Origin of the sequence: Herbaspirillum sp. GCM10030257 (assembly GCF_042666555.1) — a bacterium.
In the GTDB taxonomy this organism is placed as follows: domain Bacteria; phylum Pseudomonadota; class Gammaproteobacteria; order Burkholderiales; family Burkholderiaceae_D; genus Noviherbaspirillum.
Genome location: NZ_JBHTDH010000037.1, coordinates 1 through 18,181, shown reverse-complemented (window position 1 = coordinate 18,181; position 18,181 = coordinate 1). Strand labels below are relative to the sequence as shown.

Below are 18,181 nucleotides of genomic sequence, written 5' to 3'. Positions count from 1 at the left end.
TTTTCATGTCATGTCGGCCCGTCCAATCACATAGGCCACCTTTTGGCAGATGCTATCTAAGGGGATTCAATTCACATCTGCGGCAGTGGTTAGCGGCGGACGGGCAGCCTGTAGAGCTCTACATATGCAGGCGCCGCCACGGCAAAAGTGCGGGGCAGGCTAAGGAGGCACATGATTGAAAAGGATGCCGACGCGATGTGTCATTCCTGTTGCAACTTCGTTGTTCTAGATATGATGGTACAGTGGGTGATCTAAGCAGGTGAGCAAAAGTTCTTTTCCGCTACGCGCCTGAGCCAGAATCGTCGTGACAGCACGCCTGATGTTTGCAGTGCTGCTTGGTCCGATAGCCCGTTGAGGTGATCAATAAATGATGCGGCTTGATCGTCGATCGAGGTGAACTGTTTATTGACGCAGATCGCGTCCTTGCCCTGTCCCCATAACGTGTCCATCGGGTTGAGCTCCGGTGCACGTTTGGGTAACCACAGTAGCCGGATGCCCAGGCGTGCTGCCAGGAGCTGCGAACCATGCGCGTTATGACTCTTGTGGCTATCGAGCACCATCGTCACCTGCCAGCCACGATACTGGCGCCGCACCAGACGCAAGAATGCCTGAAAGTCTGGCGCCTGTTGCCGCCGCCGGACCAGAAACACGCGATGCCCTGTCACCAGATTCATGCAGCCAAACACTACCCGTTTGGCATTCCAGCCGCTGAGCATGACCTGCGCCGGTACGCCGCGAGGCGACCACATCGCGCGCAACGGCGGAAACAACAAGAGATCCGTTTCGTCCTCGATCAGTACGACGCTACGCTTTGGCAATCTTCTCAGGACTCGCCGGAGTTGACGCTTTTTTTTCTCTTTGCGGATCTGGCTCCAGCACATAGCGTGGCCGCTTCCAGACATACCCCAGGCGATGCAGGCAACGCCGGATGGTCACCTCGCTGCACTGTCGGCCCAGATGCTGGCGCACTTGATCCTGCAACAATGGAACAGTCCAATGCGTTGCATGATAGCCGTAGCGCTCTGGCGGGATGCGCATCAGCGCTTGCAGCAGCGCCTCGGCCGCGTCATCGGCTTTGCGCGGCCGCCCCGACTTCGGCGCATCCGCCAGTGCGGCCACATCGCCCTGCCGGCGGTAGCGACTCACCCAGTTATGCACGCTCTGCCGTGTCACTTGCAGTGAACGCGCCACTTCCGTGACACCTTTGCCGCGCTCACATTCCAGCACGGCAAGCGTGCGCTTGTACACCCGCACATCATGCGTTTGGTGCAACGTTGCTGATAACCGCCGATACGCCGCCTTGCCCAACCGTAATCCGTCCATGGCAAGCCCCTCCTGTACTCACCATTAGACGACAACTGTCAAAAATCATTCGACTATCTGCTTAGATATGAACATCAGCGACCTGTTTCCGCACGAGAGGGAAGCTCTTCTCGATGCACTCCGACGCGATCTGCGAAATTCTAAACGGCGGATAATTGAATGCCCAGACGAGGCAATCGTGCATCATGCGAATGTCCGGCTCATACTGCGCATACTCGATGTAATACAACCTCGTACCGGTAGGCCAACGTACTTGCCTGTAGAGATTCAAGCGACTTGATGATAATGAGGTGTGATTATGGATACCGAAGGGTACGATATGTCGCAGCGCTCTGTGCTAGGAGGCGGCGCGGCTTCGGCGGCTGCTTTTACTGTAAGGCTCCGTAGGGCGCCGCAGCACTTAGAAGCGATCACACCGCCTAACTTATCGTCTAAGATCGAGAAGTCGAACCTACCGCACTAGTAAATGCAAGAAAGGATTCGCCAGAAGGAAAGCCGTCGGTCAGGTAACCCTCGGCTTCCAGCAAGTTACTTAATCTTCTTAAGACCGGCATTCATCGTCGACGAGGGCAATACCGCTCTGGCTGCCGCATTGGGACTTGCTGCACACCTGCGCATATGTTGCGAGGCAACACGCCATGATTCCCTATTGTAACGGGAAAGATGTGGCCGCCAAGGGGCCGCGACGGCATACATTGAAGATATGCCGGTGGAAAGGACTCGAATTAGCAAGGCCGGTGTCAGGAATCACGCTGCATCGACCCTGAACCTCCATCTGCAGACTCGGGCTTGCTAGGCGTAGCGCCCATGATCTTGGGCACGCACTCGGCACGGAACCAGGACATTGTTACTGGTTCGCCAGAAGCCAAGCGCTTCGCAGTCGGCACGATCTGTTCGCCGACAAGCATGCCGAGTAGTCCAAGCAAGGCGATGACCGGAGGCGCGGGTGAACGCACATTGAGTACTGAATAGAGCACTCCGGCCAGCAATCCCATTAGTAAGGAAACTAGATATAACCTCATATGCACTCCTGGATGAAGGTGTGTGCACGGCCGCCGCGCACATCGGTATCTCGGTGGCCGTTGCGGGGCTAGCGATCAGCGGGCCGGTACCGGAGCCAGCGTTTCGTGGCTTGAGGAACGCGGCTGCGCCTTGTGCACCATAGTGTAGGCATAATCGACGCCCATGCCGTAGGCGCCGGAATGCTCCCTGACGACATTCATGACGGCGTCGTACGTCTCGCGGTGAGCCCAATCGCGCTGCCATTCGAGCAACACCTGCTGCCAGGTCATCGGCACGACGCCGGCTTGGATCATTCTCTGCATCGCATAGTCGTGCGCTTCCTTGGAAGTGCCGCCGGAGGCATCGGCAACCATGTAGATCTCATAGCCGCCTTCGGCCATCGCGCACAGTGCGAAGGTGTTATTACACACTTCGGTCCACAGTCCAGAGACGATGACTTTCTTGCGGCCATTGGCGGCGAGTGCGTCGCGCACCTTCTGATCGTCCCAGGAATTCATCGACGTGCGCTCCAGCAACGGCAGTTCTGGGAAAACGTCCAACAGTTCGGGATAAGTATGCCCGGAAAAGCTTTGGGTTTCGACGGTAGTGATGGTGGTAGGGATGCCAAAGATCTTTGCGGCTTTGGCCAGCGCGACCGTATTGTTCTTAAGCACCTGGCGGTCGATGGACTGGACGCCGAAGGCCATCTGGGGCTGGTGATCGATGAAGATGATCTGGCTGTTCTGCGGAGTGAGAACTTCTAGTTTCGGATTTGTCATTTTCGGCTCTTCAGTAATTTAAGATGGGCTATTTCATGCGCAGACGCCCCTTGCCAGCGCATCGCCTCGCCCGCCTCTCGATATCGTGCGCAGCATGATTCGGAAGTTGGGTGAATGCCGCCAGACCGGCAGGGAGTGGCCAGGCATGCCAGTTGACCTAGACTCTGGCGGCTGACGATGGCCAGAGTTCGGGATCGGAGCCCATATTAGGCCACCGAAAGCGAGAATGATATTACCCTTAAGTGTAGTAGACGCAACCGCATTCTCTTAGCAAAATGCACAGACTATTTCGCTGTCTGAACCGCCCATAGATAGGAGCCAACTCGTGCAAACCTCTTCAAAATCCTATCTCATCCTAGTAAATGGCAAGTTCCATACCATCAACCGGCAGCAACCAGTCGCCAGCGCCGCTGCCATCAGCGGCGGCAGATTTGTCGAGGTCGGCGACACGGAAGCCGTCCTTCGCCGCAAGACGGCTGACTCCATTGTGATCGACCTCGGCGGGCGTACTGTCATTCCAGGCCTCAATGACTCGCACATCCACCTGATCCGCGGCGGGCTGAACTATAACCTCGAACTGCGCTGGGAAGGCGTTCCCTCGCTGGCCGATGCGCTGCGCATGCTCAGGAAGCAGGCGCAACGGACGCCGCATCCGCAATGGGTCCGCGTAGTGGGAGGCTGGACGGAATTCCAGTTCGCGGAGCGCCGCATGCCGACGCTGGAAGAAATCAACGACGCGGCTCCGGATACGCCGGTGTTCGTTCTACATCTCTATGACCGCGCCCTGCTCAATGCCGCAGCGCTGCGCGCGGTTGGCTACACGCGCGATACGCCGAACCCGCCCGGCGGCGAAATTCAGCGCGATAGCGCCGGCAATCCCACCGGCATGCTGATCGCGCGGCCAAATGCCATGATCCTTTACGCGACGCTGGCCAAGGGCCCTGCTCTGCCCAGGGAGCATCAGGTTAACTCGACCAGGCAGTTCATGCGTGAGCTGAACCGGCTAGGCGTCACCAGCGTGATTGATGCCGGCGGTGGTTTCCAGAACTATCCCGACGATTATGCGATCGTGGACCAACTCGCCCGGGAAGGCCAGCTGACCGTGCGCATCGCCTACAACTTGTTCACCCAACGCAAGGGGGCGGAGCTGGAAGACTTCCAGAACTGGACGAAGATGGTGTCGCCCGGCCAGGGAGACGACTACTTCCGTCACAACGGCGCCGGCGAAATGCTGGTCTTTTCCGCCGCTGACTTTGAAGACTTCCTCAAACCTCGCCCGGAGCTCGCGCCTGATATGGAAGCCGAACTAGAACGCGTGGTCAGGCACCTGGTCGAGCAGCGCTGGCCATTTCGCCTGCACGCGACCTACGACGAATCCATCGGCCGCATGCTCGACGTTTTCGAAAAGGTCAACCGCGATACGCCCTTCAACGGCTTGCACTGGATGTTCGATCACGCGGAAACCATTTCTGTAAGAAACATCGAACGCGTGCGCGCGCTCGGGGGCGGCATCGCGATCCAGCATCGGATGGCCTTCCAGGGCGAATACTTCATCGACCGCTACGGCTATGAAGCGGCGCGCCATACTCCACCGGTGGCGCGAATGCTGGAGATGGAAGTCCCGGTCGGCGGCGGCACCGATGCCACGCGCGTGGCCAGCTACAACCCCTGGACCGCGCTCTACTGGCTGGTGTCGGGATGCACGGTGGGGGGCACCCGCCTCTACGACGCGGACGGCGTGCTGTCGCGGGACACCGCGCTGGAATTATGGACTGCCGGGAGCGCCTGGTTCTCCGGCGAGCAGGACAAGAAGGGACGCATCCAAGCCGGGCAGCTGGCCGATCTCGCTGTACTGTCCGCCGATTTCTTTTCCATTCCCCAGGAAGACATTAAATCGCTGGAGTCGGTTCTTACCGTCGTCGGCGGCAAGGTGGTACATGCGGATAAAGAATTCTCGTCGCACGGGCCGGCCCCGATTCCGGTCCTGCCGGAATGGTCGCCGGTCAACACCGTCCCTGGCCATTACCGCCCGGCGAAGGCCGGCGCGCCTGCGATGCTCCCGCATGCATGCGCCGGCGCCTGTGGCGTCCACGGGCATGCTCACGACAAGGCGCGCCGCTCGTCCGTGCCGGCAGCGAACTTTGGCGGCTTCTGGGGCGCGCTCGGCTGCAGCTGCTTTTCCTTCTGACCGAATGGGATCGCCCCCCGCACTGGACTGACTCCATGAAAGCAAACGCATCCAGAACCTCATGCCCCTTGCAAGCAGATTTCCCGCTCAACGCCGGCCTGCTCTTTCTGCGTCTGACCGGCAGCTTCATGCTGGCTTATGTCCATGGATGGCCAAAGATGGCGAACTATGCGTCGGAACTGGCTGTCATCGAAGATCCTTTCGGACTCGGGCCGCACATCAGCCTATGGAGCGCGCTGTTAGCCGAATTGGTCTGCCCGCTCTTCATCGCCGCCGGCATCCTGACCCGGCTGGCATGCCTTCCCATCATTGCGGTTCTTCTCGTCGCCATGTTTGCCGTGCATCCCGGATGGTCGATCGCCGAAGGCCAGTTCGGCTGGCTGCTCCTCATCATCTTCACGGCGATCGCGCTATGCGGCCCGGGGCGCTGGCGCCTTCAACTTCCTCTTTCCAACGACACCTACCAAGCAGTCCGGCGACAGGACACCTGACGCAGGCAGGTGTTCACACTTTCAGACAGGTGCCATATGAAGCAAGCTGCAGAGACCCAGACCGCTTCAACCGAATTTACTAGCCAGACCCAGGGCGATATAAAGGCGGGCAGTGGCACGTCCCCGTGGAGTCCGCTGCGCCAGCCGATATTTCGCATGGTCTGGATCGCGACCGTCGCCTCCAACATTGGCACGTGGATGAACGACGTCGGCGCAAGCTGGATGATGACCACGCTCAATCCCAATCCATTGATGATCGCTCTGGTGCAGGCCGCCGGCAGCCTGCCAATGTTTCTCTTCGCCCTGCCGTCCGGCGTTCTGGCAGATATCGTCGACCGCCGCAGATACATGCTGTTCGCCCAAGTATGGATGCTGATCACCGCCTCGGCACTCGGTGCGCTGGCGCTGGCGGGCATGGTGACGCCAGCCGTGTTGCTCGGCGCCACATTCCTGCTCAGCATGGGGGCGGCGATGAGCGCGCCTGCCTTCCAGGCGATCGTGCCCAGCCTCGTTCCCCGTTCCGACCTCCCTCAGGCGGTAGCGCTCAATTCGTTGGGCATCAACATCAGCAGGGCCATCGGTCCGGCCCTCGGCGGCCTTATGCTGTCCTTCGCCGGACCGGCCGCTGTGTTCCTGATCAATGCGGTTTCCGTGATTGGCGTCATGGTCGTGCTGTATCGATGGAAGCCGGCACAGGCGCCCGGACGACTGCCGCCGGAACACTTTCTTCCCGCCATCCGAACCGGGGTGCGCTATGTGCAGTCCGCGCCGCTGCTGCGCATCGTGCTGGCGCGCTCGGTCGCATTCTTCCTATTCGGAAGCGCAGGCTGGGCTCTGCTGCCGCTGGTGGCCCGGCAGGAACTGGGCGCGGGACCGGGCGGCTACGGCGTCCTGCTGACCAGCATCGGTTTGGGAGCGGTGGGCGGTGCCCTGCTGCTGCCCAAGGTCCGGGCGGCGCTGGGTGCCGACAGGCTGGTCGTGCTGTCCAGTCTGGCATTCGCGCTGACCATGCTGGCACTGGCCTATGTCCGTCACTTCTGGCTGCTCGCGGCCATCCTCCTGGTGGCCGGCGCCTCCTGGATCGCGGTCCTGTCGACGCTGAACGTCGGCGCCCAGCGCAGCACGGCCAACTGGGTCAAGGCGCGCGCGCTTGCCGCCTACCTGACCGTCTTCTACGGCTCCATGACCGTGGGAAGCGCGGTCTGGGGTCAGACGGCTTCCATGCTGGGCCTCACCAGCACCTTTCTTATCGCCGCCGTCGGCATGGCGGCTGCTTCCGCGGCGGTACGGCGCTGGCGCCTGGACACTTCCCCGGCGCTCGACCTCAGCCCCGCGCAGCTGGTTTCGCTTTCCGATACCAATATGGTGCATGATCGCGGGCCGGTGATGATTAGCATCGAGTATGAAGTCGACCCGGCGGAACTGGCCGGATTCCGCGCCGCCATACAGGAAATGCGGCGCGTGCGCAGGCGCAGCGGCGCGCTGTCCTGGGCCGTCTATGAAGACATTGAACATCCGACGCGCCATGTGGAAGTCTTTGTCGTTGAATCCTGGCTGGAACACTTGCGCCAGCATGAACGCCATACCGTCAACGACCAGATGCTCAAGGACCGAGTCCATGCATTCCACCGCGGCGCTACCCCACCCGTCGTAAGGCATCTGATTGCGCCGAGCTGATGCATCCGCAGGACAGGCCGAAAGCGGCCTATTCAGCGGGAACCGTAGTCTCCATACAGCCATCCATTTCTAGACATGGCGCAACAACGCATGCAACCTAATGTCGGAGGTTACTTACTCCTGTATGCCAAGACTATGAAGAGCGAAGGCAACGACCCGATGGGCACTAAGAGTAGCGTTGCGTGCGGCTATTCCCACATTGATGTGGAAGCCGCGGTAGAAGACTCTAGTCAATCTATGGTCACTGAGACCCTCTCCATCTCGTTGAGACGCAAGGTTAAGGGTTAAGGCATAGAACGTCCAAACGGATGCGATAATATGCAGTCCCTTTGCGTTGACTCTCGTACTATTTTCGGAAACAAGTCAACTTTGAACGCGATTGACCGTCTCGAGAACATAGCAAGGATATTCCTTCTTCTGTTGACTCGAGATTTTGACGTCCATCTCGAAACAGACAAGGGGATGCTTTTCGGAGGTTTCAGCGATGAGTGTTCCATCGGGAGCAAATGCGAAACCTTGTCCGCCAAAAAACGGTGTGCCTTCGGAGCTGCCAACCCGGTTGGAACTCACTACGTAGCTGCCCGATACGATGGCTGCCATGGCGCATGCCGTGCGCCACGAAGCAGTCGCTCGGCCTGTGGCGCGTGGTACGGCAATCAGGTCGGCATTGGCTCTTCCATACTGCCGTGCTCGCTCGTTGAACATTAGTTCGGTGCAGAGCAGAACTCCCAACGTGGCGCCTGATGCTTGTACTGTGTCGAACCCTTCATGTTCAGTGCGGAACCAGGACGCTTCATGCCAGCCAAGCTCCTGAGGAAAGAAGTGCTTCTGGTGAAGCCGGGAATAGCTAGTGCCTTGTACCATGAATGCTTCGTTCGCCAGGCGGTCACCAGCCCATACGGGCCGCGACGAAATGATGAGAGGTAAATTGAGTTCAGATAATGCCTCAATTCCTTCGATATGCGCAAGAATGCTCTTTTCAGCAACGGACCTATCGAAATCTGGTGTACATGCGATCCAGGGTCCAAAGGGCATCTCGTTGGTAATGAGCACGTCGGGCCGCGCCGTCGACACGTCAACGGCGATGCGGTCCCATGCCTCGCTGTTAACCTGTAGGTTTTCCGGCCATTGGACAAATCCGACATTAATAGTAGTCATGTACATTCCATTCAGATTGGAGACTCGCTTTAGTTTCCTGAGTCAGTTCAGCGTAGAGTAAGTTATACACCACGTGCCGTCGCGGCAACTTATCTGAGATACTGGGTGAGAAATCGAAGGCGGCAGAAGGATTTCGGTAAGTATGCAACGCCCCCCACCGCCGCCCATTTGATCGAAAGCTTCAATTGGTAAAAACACTGGTTCGGCATAGGTCGTTATGCTGGTGCCATCGCCCTAGAGTGAAGGCCTGCAATGCGCTGCGTGACACGGGGAAAACCGCAAAGCCGTCACGGCCTTTCGGATCGTTGTCGAGATGCCGCGATTGAGTCAACGATGACAACACATCAGCGGTGTACCGCATGGGCTCCGGTTCCAAAGCTTTTAGAAAGGTTCGCAACGCTAACTCCATAAATTCATAGTTCTTGAGCGCCACAAATACTACGCTCCAGTCTCCAGCAAGATTTATAACAGGTGCATAGCAGTTGCTCCCATTCTCATCAATCTCCGTCACGGACCGCTAATCCCGGACTTTGTAGGGCCTAAGGAATGCTTCTGCAAACTCTGGGGACAACACTTCACTAGGAGCGGTAACCAAATCCAGCATCATAGGCTCGTCCTTGCCTGCGGCACAGGAACCCCAATCTTTAGCCAGATAGCGCTACCAGAAACAACAAAGCGTTAGGAACAATCCTACATACCCCAACCAGCCGCTCTGCTTGACTATTGCTGAGCCGGTCCGCATATTACATGACAGGCATAACAAGCTCCGTCTACATGCTATCTCGAGGGGATGCACTCGAGCTTAACAATAGTGCGGACACGAGGAAGTAGAATGCACCAAACCCGGCATAAGCTGCTATGACGTCGATCGTCATCTCCCCAGGTGCGCCAGACAGAAAGACAAATAATGTTCCAGCAAGCGTTGGCTGCGCACCGCTCAACGCCATCGGCCATTGAGCGCTGTATTCCCACCAACGGCGTAATGCCGTAGCAAGCTGGAGTAGTCCGGAAAGAATCGCCCAGACACCGAAGATGGCAATAGTCTGATTCATATTCGGCAGTGCTACTGCTACTGTCACTGCTGCCGGAAGACTGACAATAACATTGATGGCCTGAGTCTTGTTCTCGCGGAGTCCACCGCTGCGTGCTCCATCAGCTGCATTCGCGAAGGCGTCCCAAAGAGGATAGCACACGAGCAAGACGGTGCTGATGGCGTCTGAATGTTGTGCGGCCTTGAAAGCAGTGATTGCCCATAACAAAGCAAATGCTGCACGAGCATAGCTATACATGATCAACCAACGCACGTGAGTAACGTTATCAGAGATATAGGTCGGCATTTTCATCGTTCTCTGTTTCGAATGTGCTTAGGTCACAGCGTCAATTGCTTTGTTTGAAGAAAATTCCCCTTTAGAATCCATACCAGAGATTTCGTGAATACTCGGCATCTCCGCGCCACGGGGTTTTGAGACAGTCGACGGAATGAACACGCACGCCGGACATGGCCCTTTCTTAGCAAAGCTGAAACTTGACACACCGTTGGAGCGGTCCACTACGGAATCGAATCAGACCTGTGTCGTTTCGTTCGTTGGTGATAATGGTACGTAGATATCACAATCCATTGAGACCGTAAGCTACCGGAAGCAAGTACTACAAAAGATGATTCCTCTAGTGTCGCAGCATAATGAAAGATGACATCTCGTGTTTTAGTCCATATCACGACGCAAAGAAACTTACTCGTAAGCTCTCGCGTATCAATGTAGCGACGGAGCTCTAGGCTTTGTCGCAGTCATACCGTCAAAGCTCGTACGTCCCTATAACAGAGCGACCTTGTCCAGGTGAACGCCAATAGACCGCACGTGCTGCTCGCCACTCTTCAGATGCCACCCAGAAGGCGGCTTATGGACCTATCCGCACATACCTCGCTCTCCGGAATATACAATTAGTACGGATAATCTCCATCATGCCTGTCCTTTACTACCCACAAATAAGCGCCGCAGTAAGGTATCCGCTGATAGTATAAATGAAACGCAAATTACTCTGCATAGCAGCCCAAGCTTACGCGCGCTATTTGCCGTCCAGCAGATCAATGCTGTGTCGCGAAAGCAGTGAGTCAACATTAAACGGTAGATGATCCGTATGCAAAAAAGCATAGGGCTTGAGCACCCGGCTGATCAGGAAATTCCTGAAGCGGCCAAATAGACCTATCCTTGAAGCGCCTTATCAAATAGTTAGGCGCGTCATTGCAGCGGGAATAGTACATCGATCGACTAAATCAAGTTATGTCCTGTGCTCCACCTGCCACGTTGTTGCCAAAACGGGCAATTAAAATGTCAGTCAAAACGCTAATTTTACGCGTTCGATATTGACTTGGCGGACGAACAACATAAATGCCCGCCGGTTGTGGAGGATATCTGTCCATCACCGGCACGAGTGCACCGGATAGCAAATACTCGTCAGTGACGCTATCAGAAAGATATCCTAGGCCAAGCCCTGCAACGGCAGCAGCGAGAAGTGCAGTAGGGTTATCGGCCTTAAAGTTTCCCTGGGGACGTACGATGATTGGTTTCTCACCATCCAAGAATCTCCAGCTTTCCGTCCCCTGCATAAGAGATTGGTGATTGAGAAGGTCATCAGGTTTTTCAGGCGCACCATAGGCTTTGATATATTCTGGACTCGCCACAAGCTTGCCATAGATGCTTCCGACACGCTTTGCTATTAGATTGGAATTTTGAAGATGGCCAACTCGAATTGCGCAGTCATACCCTTCGCCAATTAGGTCGACTATGCGATCACTGTAGCTGGTATGAATACGCAGAAGGGGATAGCGTCGGGCCATTTCTGCAATCACTGGGGCAAAATGTGTCGGGCCGTATGAGACTGGCGCTGCGATTCGAAAGCGACCACGGAGCGCTCCAGTTGGGAGTAAAGTCTCCCTGGCTGCATCGACTTCAGCTAGGATCCGCGCAGCGTATTCTCTAAATGCTGCACCTGCTTCAGTCAGCGCTGCACCACGAGTCGTCCTTGCTAGAAGCTGAACGCCAAGGTCGGCTTCTAGCTTCAAAAGCCTACGGCTTACGACGGATTTGGCGAAGCCTAGACGATGCGCAGCGGGCGTGACGCCGCCGGCATCAGCTACCTCAACAAAGGTTTGGAGCTCTTCGACATTCAATTTTGCATTCCTCCCCTTTTTGCATTGTGCAACAAAAATCTAGCCCTACCGTAAACAAATAGAAAGAGAACATGGCCACACCGTGCTCGCCTATCAGTACCGATCCGAGAAACGTGCAGATGTCGCTTGTGAACATCTGACCGATGACCTTCATGGAGTCGTTGATATGTAGATGCTACGAATCTAATTGCGGTATCTTGGTAAGCTCCATTGTCCGGCCGTGTTCATTTCGCCAACGCATTCATCTCTCACTGCGCTCACAAAACTATAGATGTCCGCAAGAGCCAAGAGTGATACTCGGCCCGATCGCAACGAATCCAGTGATTTTCGCGGATAGTTAGGCAATCGCTCCCCCATCGGCGGCCAGAACGGCGCCGGTTATAATGCTTGCAGCCGGACTAGCAAGAAAGACTACCGCATTCGCTACCTCCTTTGGCTCGCCGAAACGCCCCAAAGATGACATACTTCGCTGGAAATCGGCACCAGGACCATCCGCAGGATTAGCATCCGTATCGGTTGAACCAGGCAGCACGAGGTTCACGGTGATTCCTTTCGGGCCGAGTTCACGCGAAAGACCACGGGTAAACGAGAGAAGCGCCGACTTGGACATTGCGTAGGCTGTTACACCCGGAAATGGTACTCGTTCCGCCAAGCCGGATCCAATCGAGATGATGCGGCCGCCTGTATCAAGATGCGGAATGACTGCTTTCGCATACAAGACCGGTCCTCGCACATTGACATCCATCATCGCTTGATATTCTCCGACGTCGAGATCGGCGATCATACCGCTAAGGGCGACCGCTGCGCTATTGACAAGAATGTCGAGTCCACCAAGTGCGGAAACAGCCTCGTTAACCGACCGCGTGATGTCGTCCGGTTTAGCGCTATCGGCTTGAATAGCGACCGCCCGGCGCCCTAAACCTTCAATAGTACTTGCAATCTTTTCAGCTTTTCCAGCTGAGTGCCGATAGGTGAACGCGACATCAGCACCGTTCTCCGCTAACGCGAATGCAATTGCAGCCCCGATTCCCCGAGAGCCCCCTGTCACTAAGGCACGCTTTCCATTCAGATTAATCACTTCTAACTCCTTTATGCTTCGGTTGTCGATCTGCGGACCTCTATCGAGAATGATGCTGATCCGCGTTTGCAATGAATCTTAGCGTTCCAGAAAAGCTTCTCATAGCCCTCGAAATAGGCAAACTGTGTTGCAAAGTATCGAACACCAACTCAGGGAGTTATAAGACCTCTAGTCACTCCTTTGTAACATCCAATAAAGTAACTTTTTTGCCATAGCAAGAGGCAGTCCCGTCAAACGCAATCTAATTTGCCTGTGTCAGCTTGGAGACTTCTATTGCCTTATGGTGCAGAGTTACATCAGCTAGAGCGCCGTTCGATACAATATTTGTTGTCTTTGACATAGTCATTTTCACCATTGCTTCAACTAGAACAAACGCCTGACTTGAGTATGTTCTTACCTTTTTACCATCGTGGGCGCAATACATGCCGATAGGCCTAAAGGAATGGAGTCAAGGACTACTTCAATCGTAGGGGGCCAAGTTTCATCAGGGCTTCTGTATGCGCCTTGCGGTGCCAAGTCGAAGCGAATGTGGGCGACCTCCGTTTCCACATTCAATAGCGGCTAGCGATTTTTATCATCCCGTATGCGGAGGACCACGTGCTTCCGGCCCTCCGGCCCAGCGTTATTTTGCCGAAATGTGCAAGTTATAGCTGGTCATTAGATTGCGATAGTCAGGAATATGATTCGAGAACAGGGTGGCCAACCCTTCAATATCGTTGCGCCAATCTCGGTGTAGTTCTCCGGCCAGACCAAACCAGCTCATAAGTTGTACACCTGCGTACGACATTCGTTCCCATGCTGCGTTACGCGTTATTTCGTTGAAAGTACCAGAGGCGTCTGTCACGACGAACACCTCAAATCCCTCTGCGAGCGCCGACAATGCCGGAAAGGCAACACAGACTTCTGTTACGACGCCTGCGATGATGAGCTGCTTCTTACCAGTCGCCTTGACGGCTTCGACGAAGTCCTCGTTGTCCCAGGCGTTGATCTGGCCAGGCCTGGCTATATACGGTGCGTCCGGAAACATTTGTTTCAATTCCGGCACCAGCGGTCCGTTTGGTCCAGTCTCGAAGCTCGTAGTGAGGATCGTCGGTAATTTGAAGTACTTCGCCAAGTCCGCTAGGGCAAGTACGTTGTTCTTAAATCTGTCTGGCTCGATGTCACGCACGAGCGACAATAGGCCTGCCTGGTGATCGACCAGCAACACCGCTGCGTTGTTCTTGTCCAAGCGTTTATAAGACGTAGCCATAGTAAGCTCCTAAGTAGAGTGGATAATGCGCTTCCAGCGGATGCGCGGAGTGAAACCTGTAATGTTGAAATTGCAATTAACGAGCTGGAGAGATTCCGCAAAAGGTACCGTTCTTCAAATCCTGCATAGATTGATGAATCTCTTCCTCGCTGGTCATGACGAATGGTCCTAATACGACGATGCGCTTGTTGATCAGCTCGTCGTTCAGAACAAGGACGATGGGATCGGCTTTAGCCTGGAACAGCGGTCCTTTTCCGTTCACCCCGGCCTGAACCTATTGTTGAGCGCAGACGATTTTTGCATAGCCAATCTTCAGCGCCCAAAGCACTACGACGATCGCGGCGATACGGCCGTTCTTTATCAACAGCGTCGCCAGCTTGCCCTTATAGCAGGTCAATTTACTAAACTACTGTTTCTTCGCACAATTTTCGAAAAGGCAGTTAAGAAGATGCCTTTGGTTCTCAGTACTGGATGCTACGCTTCAGTTTTGAAAAATTGATGAGTCCTAAACTACAGGTTTAAGGTAGCCGATAGTGGAGCGACTCTAATTGGGATGAGCCATGTGTGCATACGGTGCGCAAACGGCTCATTGCATTCCAAGCGCTACTTAAACTTGTTACTTGCCCTTGCCTACTTCAAACGCAGGTGCCTTCGGATCTGTCTTCACCTTCCAACTACCGCTCTGTCTGAAGGATGCAGCTGAGGCGTAGGTGTCCTCCATGAACTGAAAGTACTCGATCTTACTGTTCTTGACTTTTGCGTGGATTGAGAAGGGCGAACGAAAGGACGTTCCGACCGCCACCGAGCGATAAGTGAACGTCCCGAAAACGGCAACGTTATCACCCGAACCGAACATGTCCGTGACCTTGAAGTCCTCAATCTTCCAGTATTTGGCCACATTTGCGAATGTGGTGCTGAAAGCTTCCGGCCCTTTCGACGTACCTGCCCACGGTTCGATTTTCTTTAACTCCGGATTGTCGAAGTTCAGCGAAATATATGTCGCGTCTGGAGCTACTAGACGTTTAGCCGCTGCGTCAACTTTGTCCGGTGTGGTGTTTTCAAGAAACTCCTTAACGACATCGATTGGTTCACGGTGCGCGGGGCTTTTGTTCGACTCCTGCGCCGATGCGGAGGCCGGGCCGAGCAGCGCGCATGCACAGGCCGACAACACAGTTGCAGTAAATATACGCCGCGTGTAATTTGCGGTACTCATGGCAATGCGCTCATTCATTTTCATTCCTTTCGTTAATGATAATAAAAACTTAATTTGAACAAAGTCAGACCACACCTGATTGCATGACAATGTGTTTGTGCTCAAGAAAATCGTCGAGTTGTGCTACGCCGCGCAGGCGTCCCTGCCCACTTTGCTTGTAGCCGCCTTCCTCGAATTCATCACGCATGACGGCCCAGTCGTTGATCCAGATCGTTCCCGCCTCTATGGCGCGCGCGATGCGTAGTGGCCGTTCGACGTCGCGCGACCAAATGCTGGCGGCCAAGCCATACTCACTGTCGTTGGCAAGCTCGATGGCTTCGGCTTCCGTGTCAAACACCTGCATGGTTAGGACAGGGCCGAAGGTTTCTTCCTGCACGATTGCCATCTTCGAATCTGTCACTTCAAGTAACGTCGGACGGTAAAAGGCGCCGCGTGCAAGGGGACCGTCTAGCACCGGTCCGCCGCGCACAATGCTGGTGGCGCCAGCAGCAAGAGCGGCTTCCACGATCCGGTCGATCCGCGCGACATTTGCTTTGTCAATCAGTGGACCCATCTCGCTGGACGGATCGGATGCCGGGCCGACTTTTACCTGAGGCAGGCGTTGCTTGAGCCGCTCCCGCAGCGTATTGGCGGCACCACGTTGGACCAATAGACGGCTGCCAGTCATGCAGAACTGGCCCGCGAAAGTCGTTAGTGCTTTCTCGATGCGAGGCAAGGCGGCCTCCTGGTCCGCATCGTCGAATACAATGAACGGAGTCTTGCCCCCTAATTCGAGTCCGAATCGTTTAAGGCGTGCCGCGCCGGCCTGCGAAATGGCGCGTCCGGTCGCAGTGCTGCCAGTGAAGCTGATCGTCGGCACATCAGGCGAGTCGACGAGGTAACTGATCACTTCCTTGCTACCGGTCACGATGTTCACAACACCGATAGGCAGGTCGGGCGTCTCACTGATTACCTTGCTGACCAGTGCGTTGACCTGCGCTGTCTGTCCAGGCATTTGCACAACCGCCGTACAACCGGCGGCCAATGCAGGTGCGAGCGAACGCACCATTAGGCCGACGGGGGAATTCCACGGAACGCTAATGCCGGCAACACCCATCGGTTCACGCAGGACGATTGAGAAGCGGCCTGGCGACCATTCAGAAGCACGGCCATGCTCGGTCGCAATCAGCGCCGCGCAGTAACGCAAGCCAGGCGCGGCCAGGGAAACTTCAAACGCAGCCTCGCCCGCAACCTTCCCGTTTTCACGGCTCAGCAGTGCAGCCAGTTCCCCGGCCCGTTCCTCGAACCGGTCGGCCAGTGCTTGCAACACGCGTATCCGCAACGCCCGATCATGGCGCCACTGGCTGGAGTGGAACGCGCGCTTAGCGGCAGCGACCGCATCTCGCGCTTCGTATTCAGCTCCGAATGCGTATAGGCCAATAATTTCACCGGTCGCCGGGTCGACGCTTTCGCGATGCTCAGTCGAATCGCGCCAGGCTCCGTCGATCCAGTGTCGGGCAAGGGGTAATGCGGATGCATGTGCATTCATGTTGACTCCAAAAATCAATAACTGGGTTTTTTCTATTCATGCAGCTGCGGCACGACTAAACCATCTTTATGGAAGACACACTGTCAACTCTGAACTAATCAAAGTAGTTATACCGCCGGCTACCGACTGCTAGTCGCTCGTATCGTCAAGAAAGAAACTTCCACGCGTGCCGCGGACTGGCTTCGCATTCCGACTTCTATTTCACCTCAGCGTACTTCGGTGCGGGAGGCTAAGCCCGACCAAGCGCTGCCGACAAAGTGCGCTACATAGGTGAGTATTTGGCCCAGAGGCTGTGTAATCTGTGTCTTGAGTACGATCACGTCCACCCTCGCTCCAGCAGGTAATGCGGCCTTGCATGTGTTACCTCCTATGTTGTCGATGTTTGCTTATGCACACCTATATTGCAAGCGCCGTACCAGTTAGCGCGAATGACAGGTTAAGCCAGAAACAAGCCCGCCTTGCTGCACCGCAGCAAGGCATAAGAAGCAATAGGTGAAGGGTAGTCTGGAGATATGTACCAAGTAGTTTGCTGCGTTGCCGCACCGCTTGCCCTCAGAAATGGCTCTCACCATTTGGTGAACATTTCCTTTGGGAGGTCCAATGAGCTCACGAAATGGTTAAACGCATCTCAACAACGCAAAACAAACATTTTTTTGCTATCCGTGACCCGCATTAGGAGACCAGTTATTTGTTCCGCAGGATCTGGATCTGCGGCGGCTCATACGGTTCTCGCCGGACGACGGCTCCATCTGGTTTGCCGAAAGTCGCATGCTCCTGCTGCATACGACCTCGCTCGGCAGTCTTAGCGAAGAGATGATGATTTCTGTCGGTCAGGAATTCAAAAGGCGTATGTCTACCCGCATGGGTTTTGCCTCTGGCAAGCGTGACGCCGAGCTGGCTCGGGAAATTCGTGGGAATCTGTCGCTTCATGAAGCGTTTGCAACAGGACCGTAGCTGCATATACTCGAGGGCGGTGTACAAGTGATTCGTGTGTTTTGCGACATGGACGTCGACAAGGACGAATTCCATCGAGAATTCATCTGGCTCGAAGGCGACTGAAGATACCGTCGAAAATATATGCTATTAGAACTCATTCCATAAATAGGTAGTCGATGCTTTTTTCGGATTCGTATGGTTTTTCATCATGTCACGAAGAGAAGAGCTTACCGACGAGCAATGGGGGCTACTGGAGCCGTTGATTCCCGTAACAGCGCGGCGACTCGATGGCCGTGGTCGACCTGAAGTCCACAGTGATCGGGCAGTACTCAATGGCATTTTGTGGGTATTGCGTACCGGGGCGTGCTGGGCCGATCTTCCCGACCGGTT

18 protein-coding genes are annotated in these 18,181 nt (G+C 55.4%); 5 read left to right on the top strand and 13 right to left on the bottom strand.

What is annotated here, in order from left to right:
* Window positions 1–251 precede the first annotated feature (251 nt).
* The 4 genes from ACFQUU_RS26360 to ACFQUU_RS26345 form a co-directional block, all read right to left on the bottom strand.
* The gene (locus tag ACFQUU_RS26360) at window positions 252–818 is read right to left on the bottom strand and encodes a transposase (protein ID WP_382251146.1); all 567 of its coding nucleotides are present in this window, start codon (window positions 816–818) and stop codon (window positions 252–254) included.
* Window positions 805–1,323, bottom strand: a complete 519-nt coding sequence (locus ACFQUU_RS26355) for a helix-turn-helix domain-containing protein (RefSeq protein ID WP_382251145.1) — start codon at window positions 1,321–1,323, stop codon at window positions 805–807. The genes ACFQUU_RS26360 and ACFQUU_RS26355 overlap by 14 nt, the downstream gene beginning before the upstream one ends.
* Window positions 1,324–2,063: 740 nt before the next feature.
* A complete protein-coding gene (locus ACFQUU_RS26350; protein WP_382251143.1) occupies window positions 2,064–2,345 on the bottom strand; it encodes a DUF1427 family protein in 282 nt (93 codons plus the stop codon).
* Between the two features lie 75 nt (window positions 2,346–2,420).
* Complete coding sequence (locus ACFQUU_RS26345) at window positions 2,421–3,104, bottom strand: hydrolase (protein WP_382250094.1); 684 nt, start codon at window positions 3,102–3,104, stop codon at window positions 2,421–2,423.
* A gap of 325 nt (window positions 3,105–3,429) precedes the next feature.
* Here ACFQUU_RS26345 and ACFQUU_RS26340 point away from each other — a divergent pair, with 325 nt between their 5' ends.
* From ACFQUU_RS26340 to ACFQUU_RS26330, 3 genes are read left to right on the top strand one after another with little or no spacing between them, the layout of a single operon-like run.
* Window positions 3,430–5,292, top strand: a complete 1,863-nt coding sequence (locus ACFQUU_RS26340; protein ID WP_382251142.1) for an amidohydrolase — start codon at window positions 3,430–3,432, stop codon at window positions 5,290–5,292.
* A gap of 35 nt (window positions 5,293–5,327) precedes the next feature.
* Window positions 5,328–5,783 (top strand): DoxX family protein, encoded by a 456-nt coding sequence (locus ACFQUU_RS26335; RefSeq protein ID WP_382251141.1) that lies wholly within the window; start codon window positions 5,328–5,330, stop codon window positions 5,781–5,783.
* A 36-nt stretch (window positions 5,784–5,819) separates the two neighbouring features.
* Entirely contained in the window at window positions 5,820–7,460 is a 1,641-nt protein-coding gene (locus tag ACFQUU_RS26330) for an MFS transporter (protein ID WP_382251139.1), read from the top strand.
* A gap of 363 nt (window positions 7,461–7,823) precedes the next feature.
* Here ACFQUU_RS26330 and ACFQUU_RS26325 read toward each other — a convergent pair whose 3' ends face one another.
* From ACFQUU_RS26325 to ACFQUU_RS26285, 9 genes are all read right to left on the bottom strand, one after another.
* A complete protein-coding gene (locus ACFQUU_RS26325) occupies window positions 7,824–8,618 on the bottom strand; it encodes a carbon-nitrogen hydrolase family protein (protein ID WP_382251137.1) in 795 nt (264 codons plus the stop codon).
* 181 nt (window positions 8,619–8,799) lie between these two features.
* Window positions 8,800–9,129, bottom strand: coding sequence for a hypothetical protein (locus tag ACFQUU_RS26320; RefSeq protein ID WP_382251136.1), 330 nt, complete (start codon window positions 9,127–9,129; stop codon window positions 8,800–8,802).
* Window positions 9,130–9,388: 259 nt separating this feature from the next.
* Window positions 9,389–9,961: a DUF308 domain-containing protein gene (locus ACFQUU_RS26315; RefSeq protein WP_382251133.1), complete on the bottom strand. Its 573-nt coding sequence runs from the start codon at window positions 9,959–9,961 to the stop codon at window positions 9,389–9,391.
* A gap of 929 nt (window positions 9,962–10,890) precedes the next feature.
* On the bottom strand, window positions 10,891–11,787 hold the full coding sequence (locus tag ACFQUU_RS26310; protein ID WP_382251132.1) for a LysR family transcriptional regulator: 897 nt from the start codon (window positions 11,785–11,787) through the stop codon (window positions 10,891–10,893).
* A 337-nt stretch (window positions 11,788–12,124) separates the two neighbouring features.
* On the bottom strand, window positions 12,125–12,865 hold the full coding sequence (locus tag ACFQUU_RS26305) for an SDR family NAD(P)-dependent oxidoreductase (RefSeq protein WP_382251129.1): 741 nt from the start codon (window positions 12,863–12,865) through the stop codon (window positions 12,125–12,127).
* A gap of 622 nt (window positions 12,866–13,487) precedes the next feature.
* Window positions 13,488–14,114: an isochorismate family cysteine hydrolase YcaC gene (gene ycaC / locus ACFQUU_RS26300; RefSeq protein WP_382251126.1), complete on the bottom strand. Its 627-nt coding sequence runs from the start codon at window positions 14,112–14,114 to the stop codon at window positions 13,488–13,490.
* 76 nt (window positions 14,115–14,190) lie between these two features.
* Window positions 14,191–14,376 carry a pirin-like C-terminal cupin domain-containing protein gene (locus tag ACFQUU_RS26295; RefSeq protein ID WP_382251124.1) on the bottom strand — a complete coding sequence of 62 codons (186 nt, stop codon included), beginning with the start codon at window positions 14,374–14,376 and terminating at the stop codon, window positions 14,191–14,193.
* A 354-nt stretch (window positions 14,377–14,730) separates the two neighbouring features.
* Window positions 14,731–15,345 (bottom strand): nuclear transport factor 2 family protein, encoded by a 615-nt coding sequence (locus ACFQUU_RS26290; RefSeq protein ID WP_382251123.1) that lies wholly within the window; start codon window positions 15,343–15,345, stop codon window positions 14,731–14,733.
* Between the two features lie 46 nt (window positions 15,346–15,391).
* Entirely contained in the window at window positions 15,392–16,855 is a 1,464-nt protein-coding gene (locus tag ACFQUU_RS26285) for an aldehyde dehydrogenase family protein (protein WP_382251120.1), read from the bottom strand.
* A gap of 702 nt (window positions 16,856–17,557) precedes the next feature.
* On the opposite strand from ACFQUU_RS26285, the gene ACFQUU_RS26280 reads away from it, so the two are divergent.
* A complete protein-coding gene (locus tag ACFQUU_RS26280; protein WP_382251176.1) occupies window positions 17,558–17,809 on the top strand; it encodes a XylR N-terminal domain-containing protein in 252 nt (83 codons plus the stop codon).
* A 190-nt stretch (window positions 17,810–17,999) separates the two neighbouring features.
* The coding region (locus ACFQUU_RS26275) for a transposase (RefSeq protein WP_382251117.1) at window positions 18,000–18,181 on the top strand (182 nt) is incomplete at its 3' end.

Coding starts and splice junctions, on each gene's coding strand:
- ACFQUU_RS26350 (WP_382251143.1), bottom strand. CDS start 2,345: ATGAGGTTATATCTAGTTTCCTTACTAATGGGATTGCTGGCCGGAGTG.
- ACFQUU_RS26335 (WP_382251141.1), top strand. CDS start 5,328: ATGAAAGCAAACGCATCCAGAACCTCATGCCCCTTGCAAGCAGATTTC.
- ACFQUU_RS26285 (WP_382251120.1), bottom strand. CDS start 16,855: ATGAATGCACATGCATCCGCATTACCCCTTGCCCGACACTGGATCGAC.
- ACFQUU_RS26290 (WP_382251123.1), bottom strand. CDS start 15,345: ATGAATGAGCGCATTGCCATGAGTACCGCAAATTACACGCGGCGTATA.
- ACFQUU_RS26345 (WP_382250094.1), bottom strand. CDS start 3,104: ATGACAAATCCGAAACTAGAAGTTCTCACTCCGCAGAACAGCCAGATC.
- ACFQUU_RS26315 (WP_382251133.1), bottom strand. CDS start 9,961: ATGAAAATGCCGACCTATATCTCTGATAACGTTACTCACGTGCGTTGG.
- ycaC (WP_382251126.1), bottom strand. CDS start 14,114: ATGGCTACGTCTTATAAACGCTTGGACAAGAACAACGCAGCGGTGTTG.
- ACFQUU_RS26355 (WP_382251145.1), bottom strand. CDS start 1,323: ATGGACGGATTACGGTTGGGCAAGGCGGCGTATCGGCGGTTATCAGCA.
- ACFQUU_RS26325 (WP_382251137.1), bottom strand. CDS start 8,618: ATGACTACTATTAATGTCGGATTTGTCCAATGGCCGGAAAACCTACAG.
- ACFQUU_RS26330 (WP_382251139.1), top strand. CDS start 5,820: ATGAAGCAAGCTGCAGAGACCCAGACCGCTTCAACCGAATTTACTAGC.